This window comes from Exiguobacterium sp. s191 (assembly GCF_018618955.1).
GTDB lineage: Bacteria > Bacillota > Bacilli > Exiguobacteriales > Exiguobacteriaceae > Exiguobacterium_A > Exiguobacterium_A abrahamii.
Genome location: NZ_JACSNC010000001.1, coordinates 1,223,684 through 1,236,811, shown reverse-complemented (window position 1 = coordinate 1,236,811; position 13,128 = coordinate 1,223,684). Strand labels below are relative to the sequence as shown.

General features: G+C 46.7%; 15 protein-coding genes. 14 read left to right on the top strand and 1 reads right to left on the bottom strand.

Features of this window, described 5'->3' with window-relative positions; all coding sequences use genetic code 11:
* Positions 1-36: 36 nt before the first annotated feature.
* The 3 genes from KNQ09_RS06735 (at position 37) to KNQ09_RS06725 (ending at position 3,492) form a co-directional block, all read left to right on the top strand.
* The gene (locus KNQ09_RS06735) at positions 37-981 is read left to right on the top strand and encodes a D-alanine--D-alanine ligase (RefSeq protein WP_214857989.1); all 945 of its coding nucleotides are present in this window, start codon (positions 37-39) and stop codon (positions 979-981) included.
* Between the two features lie 134 nt (positions 982-1,115).
* Complete coding sequence (locus KNQ09_RS06730; RefSeq protein ID WP_023468654.1) at positions 1,116-2,381, top strand: Glu/Leu/Phe/Val family dehydrogenase; 1,266 nt, start codon at positions 1,116-1,118, stop codon at positions 2,379-2,381.
* Between the two features lie 121 nt (positions 2,382-2,502).
* The gene (locus tag KNQ09_RS06725; RefSeq protein ID WP_214857988.1) at positions 2,503-3,492 is read left to right on the top strand and encodes a YpdA family putative bacillithiol disulfide reductase; all 990 of its coding nucleotides are present in this window, start codon (positions 2,503-2,505) and stop codon (positions 3,490-3,492) included.
* 52 nt (positions 3,493-3,544) lie between these two features.
* On the opposite strand, the gene KNQ09_RS06720 is transcribed toward KNQ09_RS06725, so the two are convergent.
* On the bottom strand, positions 3,545-4,513 hold the full coding sequence (locus KNQ09_RS06720; protein ID WP_195864806.1) for an asparaginase: 969 nt from the start codon (positions 4,511-4,513) through the stop codon (positions 3,545-3,547).
* Between the two features lie 168 nt (positions 4,514-4,681).
* On the opposite strand from KNQ09_RS06720, the gene prsW reads away from it, so the two are divergent.
* The 11 genes from prsW (at position 4,682) to KNQ09_RS06665 (ending at position 13,116) form a co-directional block, all read left to right on the top strand.
* Entirely contained in the window at positions 4,682-5,359 is a 678-nt protein-coding gene (gene prsW, locus KNQ09_RS06715; protein WP_023468651.1) for a glutamic-type intramembrane protease PrsW, read from the top strand.
* Between the two features lie 19 nt (positions 5,360-5,378).
* On the top strand, positions 5,379-6,035 hold the full coding sequence (locus KNQ09_RS06710) for a flagellar brake protein (RefSeq protein WP_214723564.1): 657 nt from the start codon (positions 5,379-5,381) through the stop codon (positions 6,033-6,035).
* Positions 6,036-6,111: 76 nt separating this feature from the next.
* On the top strand, positions 6,112-6,786 hold the full coding sequence (cmk, locus tag KNQ09_RS06705) for a (d)CMP kinase (protein ID WP_050677444.1): 675 nt from the start codon (positions 6,112-6,114) through the stop codon (positions 6,784-6,786).
* Positions 6,783-7,382 (top strand): lysophospholipid acyltransferase family protein, encoded by a 600-nt coding sequence (locus KNQ09_RS06700; protein WP_214857986.1) that lies wholly within the window; start codon positions 6,783-6,785, stop codon positions 7,380-7,382. The genes cmk and KNQ09_RS06700 overlap by 4 nt, the downstream gene beginning before the upstream one ends.
* A 102-nt stretch (positions 7,383-7,484) precedes the next feature.
* A complete protein-coding gene (rpsA, locus tag KNQ09_RS06695; RefSeq protein ID WP_023468647.1) occupies positions 7,485-8,618 on the top strand; it encodes a 30S ribosomal protein S1 in 1,134 nt (377 codons plus the stop codon).
* A 123-nt stretch (positions 8,619-8,741) separates the two neighbouring features.
* On the top strand, positions 8,742-10,052 hold the full coding sequence (der, locus tag KNQ09_RS06690) for a ribosome biogenesis GTPase Der (protein WP_023468646.1): 1,311 nt from the start codon (positions 8,742-8,744) through the stop codon (positions 10,050-10,052).
* Positions 10,053-10,066: 14 nt separating this feature from the next.
* Positions 10,067-11,092 carry an NAD(P)H-dependent glycerol-3-phosphate dehydrogenase gene (locus KNQ09_RS06685; RefSeq protein WP_214857984.1) on the top strand — a complete coding sequence of 342 codons (1,026 nt, stop codon included), beginning with the start codon at positions 10,067-10,069 and terminating at the stop codon, positions 11,090-11,092.
* Between the two features lie 39 nt (positions 11,093-11,131).
* The gene (locus KNQ09_RS06680) at positions 11,132-11,308 is read left to right on the top strand and encodes a DUF2768 domain-containing protein (protein WP_034786022.1); all 177 of its coding nucleotides are present in this window, start codon (positions 11,132-11,134) and stop codon (positions 11,306-11,308) included.
* Positions 11,305-12,039 (top strand): hypothetical protein, encoded by a 735-nt coding sequence (locus tag KNQ09_RS06675; protein WP_029342012.1) that lies wholly within the window; start codon positions 11,305-11,307, stop codon positions 12,037-12,039. The genes KNQ09_RS06680 and KNQ09_RS06675 overlap by 4 nt, the downstream gene beginning before the upstream one ends.
* 85 nt (positions 12,040-12,124) lie before the next feature.
* Positions 12,125-12,397 carry an HU family DNA-binding protein gene (locus KNQ09_RS06670; protein WP_012370671.1) on the top strand — a complete coding sequence of 91 codons (273 nt, stop codon included), beginning with the start codon at positions 12,125-12,127 and terminating at the stop codon, positions 12,395-12,397.
* A 140-nt stretch (positions 12,398-12,537) separates the two neighbouring features.
* Positions 12,538-13,116, top strand: a complete 579-nt coding sequence (locus KNQ09_RS06665) for a heptaprenyl diphosphate synthase component 1 (RefSeq protein WP_023468642.1) — start codon at positions 12,538-12,540, stop codon at positions 13,114-13,116.
* Positions 13,117-13,128 lie beyond the last annotated feature (12 nt).

Here is a 13,128-nt window from a genome sequence, read left to right as displayed (position 1 = left end):
ATAATCATTGAACGTAAGAAGAAGGAGTGAAGTAGGATGAAAGTGGCAGTTTTATACGGTGGGACTTCAGGAGAACGGGAGGTTTCATTAAACAGTGGAAAGTCGATCATGGAAGCATTAAACAGTAAAGGGCATGAGGTCACGGCTGTTGATTTCCACCCTGATCAAGCGCATGAGCTCTTCCAACTGGATGTAGATGTGGCTGTCATCGCTCTTCACGGGAAAATTGGTGAAGATGGACGCGTACAAGCATTGCTTGAACTGGCAGACATTCCATATACAGGTTCAGGTGTGTTAGCGTCAGCGCTAGCGATGGATAAGGCACGTTCGAAAGTTCACTTTGATAAAGCAGGCATTACGATCGCCCGTGATGTGCTGTTAGAGCGTGGAGATGATATCGAAGCAAAAATCGCAGAGTGGAATGGTCAATTTCCTTGTGTCGTCAAACCAGCACAAGAAGGCTCATCAAACGGATTGACGATTGCTCAAGATGAGACGATGTTACGTGAAGGAATCGCTAAAGCCTTTGAAGCGGACGATGCAGTGCTTGTCGAACAGTTCATTAAAGGGCGTGAAGTGACAGTCCCTGTCGTCGGTCATAAAGGTGCAGAAAAAGCACTGCCGGTCATCGAGATCATTCCGAAGAACGCCTTTTATGACTATGAATCAAAGTATGCCATCGGAGGTTCGGAGCATATTTGTCCTGCTGAGCTGGATGAGACAACGACAGAAAAACTTCAAGAATGGGCTGTTAAAGCGCACCAAGTCCTTGGCTGTGCAGGATACTCGCGATCTGATTTCCTAGTACCGGAATCCGGAAATCCAGTCATCTTGGAGACGAATACACTTCCTGGTATGACTTCGACCAGTTTATTCCCGGACGGTGCACGAGCAGTGGGAATCGAATATCCGGAACTGGTCGAATATTTCATGGAACTGGCGATCGAACGACATCGTCAAACAAAACAACCAAATCAATGATATCCTAGGAAAAGAAGTGAGAAAGCGCTTACAAATATAGGCGTAACCCCTTTCATTACGTTCGAGAAAAGAGTATACTTTATCCGAACAAGGAAACGGCATAGGGGATGCCACTTATGGGGAGGAACGTTGGAATGATCACTGACCAACAACATGCGAATCACCGCAAGAACGTACTGGAAGCGACACAAGAAATCGTCAAGGAGGCACTAGGGAAACTTGGTTATCCAGACGAGATGTACGAATTACTTAAAGAACCACTCCGGATGTTGACAGTCCGGATTCCGGTACGGATGGATGATGGTTCGACGAAAATCTTCACAGGATATCGTGCGCAACATAACGATGCCGTTGGACCAACGAAAGGTGGAATTCGTTTCCACCCGAACGTGACGGAAGTCGAAGTCAAAGCATTATCCGTCTGGATGAGTCTGAAGGCAGGTATCGTTGACTTACCATACGGCGGCGGTAAAGGCGGAATCATCTGTGATCCACGTGAGATGAGCTTCCGTGAAATTGAACGTCTCAGCCGTGGATATGTCCGTGCTATCAGTCAAATCGTTGGACCGACGAAGGATATTCCAGCACCTGACGTCTTCACGAACTCGCAAATCATGGCATGGATGATGGACGAATACAGTCGAATCGATGAATTCAACTCACCTGGTTTCATTACAGGGAAACCGCTCGTCCTCGGTGGCTCACACGGTCGTGAGACAGCGACGGCGAAAGGTGTCGCAATCATGATTCGGGAAGCGGCTGCTAAAAAGGGTATCTCGCTCGAAGGCGCGCGTGTCGTCGTTCAAGGATTCGGCAACGCCGGAAGTTTCTTATCGAAATTCATGTATGATTTAGGTGCAAAAGTCATCGCGATCAGCGATGCGTACGGGGCACTCCATGATCCAAACGGTCTCGATATTCCATACCTACTCGACCGTCGTGACTCGTTCGGTACCGTGACGACATTGTTCAAAAATACGATCTCGAATAAAGAATTGCTTGAACTTGAATGTGATATTCTTGTTCCGGCAGCAATCGAGAATCAAATCACAGAAGACAATGCGCACGATATCAAAGCAGCGATCGTCGTTGAAGCGGCTAACGGTCCGACGACGAACGAGGCGACGAAAATTCTCGCTGAACGTGACATCCTGATCGTTCCGGATGTTCTTGCTTCGAGTGGTGGCGTAACGGTCTCTTACTTCGAATGGGTCCAAAACAACCAAGGGTATTACTGGACGGAAGAGGAAGTACACGAGAAACTTGAAAAAGTACTCGTGAACTCGTTCAACCAAGTCTATCAGACAGCGCAGACGCGTAATGTCGACATGCGACTTGCCGCTTATATGGTAGGTGTCCGGAAGATGGCGGAAGCATCTCGTTTCCGTGGTTGGGTCTAATATGATAATGAACGTCCGCTTCTTCTTTGCGAAGAGCGGGCGTTTTGCATTGCAATTTCTTTCGTCTATGGTAGAGATTTGCTAAGATATAAAAAAAGCAACCGGAAGAGGAGATATTCGAATGTTAGATTGTATCGTAATCGGTGCAGGACCGTGTGGGTTATCGGCAGCGATCGAAATGCAAGATCGGGGACTAGACGTCGAAGTGCTCGAAAAGGGAAATATCGTCGAAGCGATTTATCGTTATCCGACGCATCAAACGTTCTTTTCAAGTAGTGAGAAGTTAGAAATTGGTGGTGTACCGTTCATCAATAAAGAATTAAAACCGCGACGTCTCGACGCGCTCGTCTATTATCGAGAAGTCGTCAAACGAAAACAATTGACGATTCGTCCGTTTGAGACGGTCGAGCGGATTGAACGTCAAGCGGATCATTTTATCATCCACTCGGAGCGTTCCGGGGAAAAAAGAAGCCGAGAAGCTCGCTCCGTCGTGCTTGCGACAGGTTATTATGGTTTACCGAACCGAATGGATGTTCCTGGAGAGGAATTACCTCATGTCTCGCACTACTTTACGGAAGGACATCCGTATTTTGATCAAGATGTCGTCGTGATCGGTGGGAAAAATTCGAGCGTTGATGCAGCGATTGAACTTGAAAAAGCGGGAGCACGTGTGACCGTCCTTTACCGTGGACCGGAGTATAGTCCATCCATCAAACCATGGGTGTTGCCGAACTTCGAATCTCTCGTTCGTTCGGAAAAGGTCAAGATGATTTTTGGAGCGTCAATCGAAGAAATTACGAAGCAAGAGGTGGTTTATCAAATAGATGGACATAAGCAGACCGTCCGTGCTGATTTTGTTTTTGCGATGACAGGTTACACACCCGATGTCGGATTGTTCGCTGATACAGGCATTACGATTGATCGTAAAACAGGTATTCCAAGTCACGACGAAGAGACGATGGAATCGAATGTCCCGGGCATCTATATCGCAGGAGTCGTCGCAGCAGGATATGATGCCAATAAAATATTCATTGAAAATGGACGTTTTCACGGTGCAAGCATTGCCAACCATCTCGTTGAACGGCTACGTGGTGCATCGATACAAGCCTAAACAAAACCTCTTGATTTGGAAGATGAATTTCCGGATCAAGAGGTTTTTTCATTTATTCAACGCGGAATGATTCTTCGAGTTCTAGTTGTGAGGCATCGATTTCGAGTTCGACCATCAGTTTAAGCCGCGCTTTTTGTGAATTCAGTCCATTCGAGAAAATGACGCCGAGTTCTTTTAATTGTTGTCCGCCACCCGTATATCCGTAGACGTCTTGAACGATTCCGTTGAAGCAACGGCTGACGATGACGATCGGCATGACGGTAATCAATTCAGCGATGGCATCCACGATACTTGGTGGTACATTTCCTTGACCGAGGACTTCAAGGACGAGTCCATCATAACCGAGTTGTTTCACAGCAAGTAATAGGTCGGGTTCCATACCGGCATAGACTTTAAGAACGGCGACCCGTTTTGAGAGCGAAGTTACCATATGTGTTTGTTTCAAGAGCGGTGTATTGAATAAGTAGACATGATCCTTCGTTACCATCCCAAGATTTCCAAAATGAACGGATTTGAATGTATCGACGGATGACGTATGCGTTTTTGTGACGTTGAATGCCGAATGGATTTCCCCGTTGAAGACGACGAGGACACCTTTTCCGCGCGCAGCTTCACTGACAGCGACACGAAGTGCCGTAATCAGATTAAACTCACCATCGGATCCGACCTCATTAGAAGAACGCATGGCTCCTGTCAAAACGATCGGAACAGGTGCACCAAGCGTCAAATGTAAGAAATAAGCCGTCTCTTCCAGTGTGTCCGTTCCGTGAGTGATGACGACGCCGTCGTAATGTTCCTTCTTGAGCTCACTCTCGATGAAATGGGCTAGACGCAACATGATATCAGGTGTCATATGCGGAGAAGGTAAGTTTGCGAAGTGACGCGTCGTAATGTTGGCAATATCTGTTGCACGCGGGAGTGAAGCGTCGAGTGGATTGATATCGTTTGGTAAGACATGACCAGAATGATCCTGTGCCATGGCGATCGTTCCACCCGTATGAATGAGTAATAATGATTTCATGCTAAAGGGTCCTTGTCTACAGACAGAAGACCTTCACCTACTTTCTATGACGGATTCGATTCGTTCTCCCATATTGTAACCTTTTTCCCTCTTGAAACAACGAGGACGTTTTCTTTTTTCCAAGAAACCTTTATTCTTATAAATGAGGAAGAAAGGGGGAGAGGAAGCGTGGTTCAAATCGTTTTCTCCGGAGTTGCCCCAGGCATCGCACTCCTAACTTATTTTTATCTACGTCACGAACATGAGTCGGAGCCAGTCGGCTATATCCTTCGAAGTTTCATTTTCGGTATTTTACTCGTCTTTCCCTTGATGTTCATCGACTATATCGTCCAGACCGAATTTGGTGGGCGTGAAGAGGTGCAGTTGATTCGAACAGCTGTTACGGAAGAATTCGCCAAATGGTTTGTCGTCTTTTATACGGTCTATATCCATCAACGGTTTAATGATTATTACGACGGGATCATCTACGCGGTAGCCTGTTCACTTGGATTCGCAACGCTTGAGAATATCTTATATCTGATGGTGAATGGAACAGTCGAACATATGCTGTTCCGGGCACTCTTACCCGTATCTGGTCATGCTTTGTTTGCGGTCATCATGGGATTCTTCATGGGGATGGCGAAATTCTCGCCTCATCCTTATCGCTGGTTGTCGCTCTCGATTGCGCTTCCGGTATTTGCGCATATCTTATTTAATTTGTTAATATTGGAAAATGGTGGTATATCTTTTTTGCCGATCGTCTTCATGGTCATCCTATGGACGATTGGATTATTTCAAGTACGAGGTGCCAATCGTTTAAATCGGCGATTTAAACGAAAAAAACAACATTCAGATGGCATCGAATAGAGAGTAGGAGCGAAGTAGTATGATGGAAATCGGGGATTTGGTAATGCTTTCGAATAGTGAGGATCGACAAGGTCGCTCAAAGGTGACGGCTGTGACGAATCGATTGATTTGGATTGAAGCACCGAGTGAGGTCGCGACACTCAAAACATTCATCTTGTCAGAGCAAGAAGAAGTTTCATTTTATTTCTTTAAGGAGAAGGGCAAATTATTTGGATTTGATACGGTCGTCGTTGAACGACAAAATGATCCACTTCGCGGTCAACGATATGCTTTGAAACGACCGAAGGATGATCAAATCGAACGCATCCAACGACGTCAGTTCGTCCGAGTACCGCAAATACTCGATGTTGCTGTACACCCTCATAAAACGCAGTTCGAGCCGTTTACAACGGTGACGCTCGATCTATCGGCTGGAGGGATGATGATCTTGTCGGATCAATTACCGGTTCAAAAAGAGGAAGAGGTGGAAATGACATTCATTTTGCCTACAAGTGAGGGCATATCGAGTACGTTGGATGTCATCGCTGAACTCGTCCGAGTTGATCGGCGCGAAGAACGATATGAATTAGCATTTCAATTTACGATGATTCCCGACAGAAGTCGTGAACTTGTATTGCGTCACTGTTATCAAATGCAAATGAAAAGTTCAAGAAGGGGCATGAATCCATTCACCTGACCGCATTTTTTTGCTATGATAACGTTCGGAAGAATGAATTCCCGGTAATCATAGGGAAGATGGAAGGATTGGATGGATGATGAAAAAGATTCAAATCGCTTTAGATGGACCAGCGGGTGCTGGAAAAAGTACGATCGCAAAACAATTGGCAGCGCGCCTTGACTATGTATACATCGATACAGGAGCCATGTACCGGGCCGTGACGCTGGCAGCACTTGAACAATCGCTTGACCTCAACAATGGTGAAGTGCTCGGCGAATTGATGAAATCGCTTGATATTCGTTTAACACCAGGCGAAAACGGGCAACGTGTCTTTATTGGTGATCGCGAAGTGACGGATGCGATTCGTTCGATCGAAATCACGAATAATGTCTCGTTCGTCGCTCGTCAAAAAGAAGTCCGGGCTGCACTCGTCACGGCACAGCGGAAATTAGCTGAACGCGGCGGGATCGTCATGGATGGACGTGATATCGGCACAGTCGTATTGCCGGATGCAGAATTAAAAGTCTTTTTGACGGCAACTGTGGAAGAGCGTGCAGCTCGAAGACACCGCGAAAATATCGCGCGTGGGATGGACAGCGACATCACGATTCTTCAAGAAGAGATCGCACTGCGTGATAAGCGCGACAGTGAGCGTGAAGTCTCTCCATTGCGCCAAGCTGACGATGCGCTATATCTCGATACGACAGAGATGACGATTGATGAAGTCGTCGTCCGATTGATGGAGCTAGCAGAGGGTGTCCTAAAATGAAACGTCAAGATACCATTTACCGGATTGCGCGGTTTGTCGTCTGGGTCATCGCGAAAACAGTCTTCCGATTGAAAGTGACAGGGCAAGAGAACATTCCGAAAGACGGTTCCTTACTCGTCTGTGCCAATCACAGCTCGAACTGGGACCCAGTTTTCCTCGTCAGTGCGATTCCGCCAAAACGTGCGGTGCGTTACATGGCAAAAGAAGAACTGTTCAAAGTTCCTGCCTTAAAACAATTAATGATTGCGGCAGGAACATATCCTGTCGGTCGCGGTCAAGGAGATCGTCAAGCCTTGAAACGGACGATTGAACTATTGAATTCAGATGAGACGGTCGGTATTTTCCCAGAAGGAACACGTTCCGCACCAGGTGAATTTACAGCAGCACAACCAGGAGTCGGGTTCTTTGCCTTACGATCGAATGCGCAGATTTTACCGATTGCAATCATCGGATCATACCGCCCGTTCAAACGGATGCACGTTGCGGTCGGAAAACCGGTTGATATTTCGGATTTACGAGACCAGCGGGGCGCAGCGAAATCGATTTCTGACCGAATCATGGACGAAATCAAATCCGTCTACTTCAATCACGCTTAATACCTTGACAAATAGTCAGAATTGTAAGAAGTTAGAAGCAGGATAAACGCATTGACATATGTCAGGCGTTTCTTGTACTCATCGTGAGGAGGTTGTTTTGGAATGGTCGAAGAAATGAAAGATATGCCTGATTTTGAAATTCATCGGGACCAGGTAGTTACCGGAATGGTCGTGAAAATTGAAGACAAGCAAGCACTCATTGATATCGGATATAAAACAGAAGCCATCTTACCGATCAGCGAAGTATCGAGTCTTCATCTCGATGATATTCGCGGCGTGCTGAACGTCGGAGATGAACTACAAGTGAAGGTCAAGAAAATCACGGATGAAGAGGTCGTCGTCTCGAAACGAGAAATCGACGCGCTCAAAGCGTGGGAGCAAGTAGAAGAGAAGTATAAATCAGGTGAGATCTTTGAAGTTGTCGTCAAAGACATCGTCAAAGGTGGACTCGTCGTTGATATCGGTGTCCGCGGATTCATTCCGGCGTCACTCGTCGAACGGCATTATGTCGAGGATTTCTCGGATTACATCGGTCGTTCGATCGAAGTCAAGGTCGTTGAACTCGATCAAGAGAAGAACCGTGTCATTCTCTCGCACAAAGCCGTCGTTGAAGGCGAATTGAACGCGAAGAAAAAAGAGACACTCGAAAATTTAGAAGTAGGTCAAATCCTCGAAGGTACAGTCCAACGTTTAACGGACTTTGGTGCTTTCGTTGATATCGGTGGCGTCGACGGTCTCGTTCACATCTCGGAGATGGCACACCACCGTGTCGAACGTCCTTCGGATATCGTCACGGAAGGTCAAAAAGTCGAAGTCAAAGTACTTGGTGTCGACCGTGATACGGAAAAGGTCAAGTTGTCGATCAAGGAAACACAACCTGGTCCATGGCAACAGATGGAAGGGAAGATCGAAGCTGGCGATATCGTCAAAGGACGTGTACGTCGTCTCGTCCAGTTCGGAGCCTTCATCGAACTTGCGCCGCAAGTAGAAGGACTTTTGCACATTTCGCAAATCGCGAACCGTCATATCGGTTCACCTTCGGAAGTACTCGAAGAAGGACAGGAAATCGAGGCGAAAGTACTCGAAGTACGTCTTGATGAGCATAAGATTTCGCTATCAACACGTGTCCTTGAAGAGGAAGAATCATCTGCTGACGATTACTCGGATTATACGAATCAATCAGAAGGATTCTCGGTCGCTGACTTGACTGAGGACGATTCTGATCAGAAAGAATAAGCAATGACACAAAGCGGACACAAGCGTGTCCGCTTTTTATATGCGGTTTGTTATGGTATATGACAGTTTGATTTGATACAATAGAACGGCTATGAAGCGAGAGAAGAGAAAGAAGGTGTTGGGATGGCAATTCCAGTCGTGGCGATCGTAGGTCGCCCAAATATCGGAAAGTCGACGATTTTTAACCGGGTGATTGGAGATCGGGTTTCAATCGTAGAAGACAAGCCAGGCGTTACCCGCGACCGTATTTACGGAACTGGAGAATGGCTGAATCGTCATTTTCATTTGATTGATACAGGTGGAATCGAAGTCGGGGATGAGCCCCTACTTCAAATGATGCGTCATCAGGCGGAGCTCGCTATTGATGAAGCGGATGTCATCATTTTCATGGTGAACGGACGCGAAGGAATCACAGCAGCGGATGAGGAAGTCGCGAACATGTTATTCCGTTCGAACAAACCAGTCGTCGTAGCTGTCAACAAAGTCGATAACTTTGAAATGCGTGATTTAATGTATGAATTTTACTCCCTTGGATTCGGAGACTTGTTCCCGATTTCTGGTACACATGGTCTTGGTCTAGGTGACTTACTCGACCGTGTCCTTGAACTCGCACCAGATAAAGAAGAATTAGAATATGACGAAAGCACGATCAAGTTTGCCTTGATTGGTCGTCCAAACGTCGGAAAATCAAGTATGACGAACTCGATTCTCGGTGAAGAACGTGTCATCGTTTCGAACATCGCTGGTACGACGCGCGATGCGATCGATACACCGTTTACGCGGGATGATCAAGAATACGTCATCATCGATACGGCCGGGATGCGAAAACGCGGGAAAGTCTATGAATCAACAGAACGTTTCAGCGTCATGCGTGCACAAAAAGCAATCGAACGGGCAGATGTCGTCTGTGTCGTGCTTGATGGCGAAGAAGGTATCATCGAACAAGATAAAAAAGTGGCGGGATATGCTCACGAAGCAGGTCGCGCGGTCATCATTGTCGTCAATAAATGGGATGCTGTCGAAAAAGATGATAAGACGATGAAAAAGATGCAAGAAGAGATTCGGGAAGAATTCCGTTTCCTTGACTATGCACCCATCGTCTTCGTCTCAGCGAAAACAAAACGTCGTTTGCAGACGTTGTTACCGGTCATTCAACAAGCAGCGCACAGCCATGCACAACGGATTCAGACAAGCGTCTTGAACGATGTCATCGTTGACGCTGTCGCGATGAACCCGGCGCCGACGGATAAAGGGGTTCGTCTTCGGATCAACTATGCGACTCAAGTCGCGTCACGTCCACCAACGTTCGTCTTGTTCGTCAATGATCCAGAATTGCTGCACTTCTCTTATAAACGATATCTTGAGAATCGGATTCGGGAAGCATTTGATTTTACAGGTACACCAATCCGGATTTTAGCTCGTCAAAAACAATAATGAGGTGAGTCAGTATGACCAAAATCGCTGTCATCGGAGCGGGGAGCTGGGGAACAGCGCTCTCGCTCGTCTTAGCCGATAATGATCAGGAAGTCATGCTTTACGGTCGTGAACAAACAACTGTCGACCGCATCAATGAACATCATGAAAACGCGCAATTTTTGCCAGGTGTCATGTTACCACAATCATTGAAGGCGACGACGGATCTTAAAGTGGCGGTCGAAGGCGCAACGCATATCTTGATCGTCACACCGTCCTCTGCGATTCGTTCGGTTTCCCGACAATTGAATGAATTGTTGACGGAACCAGTCGTTTTGATTCATGCATCAAAAGGAATCGAGCCAAAGACGCATCTTCGGTTGTCAGAATTAATCGAAGAAGAGGTCGATCCTGCGAAACGCAAAGCGGTTTGTGTCTTGACCGGTCCTTCGCATGCCGAAGAGGTCGCGTTACGTAAACCAACGACAGTGACCATCGCATCGGATGATTTAGAAGAGGCTGGTCGTGTACAGGAGCTGTTTACGAATGAAAACTTCCGCGTCTATCTGAATGCGGATATCATTGGAGCTGAACTCGGTGGGGCGCTCAAAAATATCATTGCGCTTGCCGCAGGTATGACGGATGGTCTCGGTTACGGGGACAATGCCAAAGCAGCGTTGATTACGCGTGGAATGGTCGAGATGGCTCGTCTTGGTACGATGCTTGGAGCTAACCCAATGACGTTCACTGGATTGACGGGAATGGGTGACTTGATCGTTACTTGTACATCGGTTCATAGTCGAAATTGGCGTGCGGGGAATGCCATCGGTCGCGGTGAAAAATTAGAGACGGTGCTAGAAAACATGGGAATGGTCGTCGAAGGTGTTCGCGCGACCCAAGCGGCATATGATTTGGCGGAGACGAAACAGTGTGAACTCCCAATCACTTCCGCTCTCTACCATGTTCTCTTTGACGGTCATACACCGGAAGAAGAAGTCAAAAAGTTGATGCAACGACCACAGAAAAATGAGATCGAGCATCTCTTCACGACGAAAGATTAACGGAGTGGGGTGGAAACCTTGAGTCCAGGATTAATAAAAATGTGGATCTCGTTCGCTGGCATTGGACTCTTTGCGATCAGTGTCTTGCTGGTCACGGTCAGTCGGACGAAGTTGAAGGGGATATGGCAGGTTCTCGTATCGACATTGGCATTCGTATGTTTCATCGTTGCGTCGATCATCATGGTATTCATCGTCATGGCGGGGCCAAGCGCATGAAGAAGTGGTTCGTGATCCTCATGCTCATTCCGGTGACGTTGTTATCGGGTTGTCTATTTCCAGACAGTCAGAAACCGTCGAACCGCGTACCGTATCCACAACAGTTGCGTACCGTACAGGATGCTGTCGATGCGTATCAAAAAGACACGGGTGTTTTGCCCATCAAGACGATGGAAGCAGATACTCCGCTTATGGAGCGTTATCAAATCGAATTAGGGCGGCTCATTCCGCGTTATATGAGTGATCCACCATCGAACAGTTTTGAAGGTGGCGGAACATTCATCTATCTGTTAGTCGATGTCGACACGAAACCGACTGTTAAGTTGATGGATTTACTTGTTGCAGAAGAGTTACAGAAGCTCCAAGTTCGGATTGATGCGTATCGGAAGAAGAACGAAAAGTATCCGTTTAAAGGATCGTTCGGAAAAAACCAGTTTACGCTTGACTATAAAAAACTATTCATCAAAAAAGAACCGACTGTCCCAAGTCCGTATTCAGATGAAAAGTTGTCGATCTATGTCGATGGTCAAGGACGCCTCTTCATCAACTATTTACCTGAGTTGAAGAAAGCTGTTCAAACTGCGAAGAAAAAGCCGAAAGTCGGTCAAGATATTCGGTATTTGCTCTATGAAGATCAGCCTTTTGTTCCTGCCTATTCCCAAAGCTACACGATAAACGAAAAAGGCGAACCTGTGTTTTCAGAGGAATCGAGCGAAGAATCTGAAAATTGAACGTTATTTACACGAAAATGTTGTAATAGCAACGTTTATGGGGTATGATTACCCTCGAAGAAGTGATTGGGAGGGGGTGAAAGTAATGAACAAAACTGAACTCATTCAAGCAGTCGTCGAAAAATCAGGTCTTACAAAAAAAGACGTGACGAAAGTTGTTGAATCAACATTCGAATCGATCACTGAGACACTTCAGTCTGGAGAGAAAGTCCAATTGATTGGATTTGGTAACTTCGAAGTCCGTGAGCGTGCAGCCCGTAAAGGTCGCAACCCACGTACGAAAGAAGATATCGAGATTCCAGCAAGCAAAGTACCTGCCTTCAAACCAGGTAAAGCATTGAAAGATGCTGTGAAGTAATCCGGCTACATAGTCGCCCGAGATTTTCTCGGGCGGCTTTTTTGTGGACATTCAGAAGCGTGAAAGCCCGCCGATTATGGTATATTAAAAAAGAAGAACGTCCATCAACGAGATGGCACTGGAGATCGGGGGGTAAAAGCATGGAACAACATGAGCTGCGCGTGGATGAAATCATCACTGCACTCACCACTAAACAAACGACACGATTGGCTCGACATGTGGATTTCCCTTCCATCGATCGTGAACAGATCAGTTGGTTGATTGATGTCGCTCAACATGACACGCTGGATACGGAAGCACTCGTCAAAGCGATTCATTTCGCACAAGTAGCGCTACGTCTGCATGAGCGTGTCAATGAAACGCTACGCGGTTCGAAGGAGCGACAGTTGCTTGTATTAGCAGGGGATTTATTCTCGAGCTACTTTTTCGAACAGCTAGCTGGGTTACCAAAAGAGATTCTCGTTTCACTCGGACGGACGATTCAACGGGTCAACGAAGCAAAGTGTGCCCTTCACGAAATGAATTATGCATCGACGGAAGAACGGGTTCTCTTGTGGTTAACAGCAGAGTTCGGATTAATGCAAGGACTCGCGGCAATCACGAAACGAGAATGGCTGACACGACAGGGGCGACAGATCATTCAACAACAGGCAGAACAATTGGATCTGGTCGCACAGAAATTACTGTTATCGCATCTCGAGCAGATGGCGGTAGCATGAGATCTTGGAAAG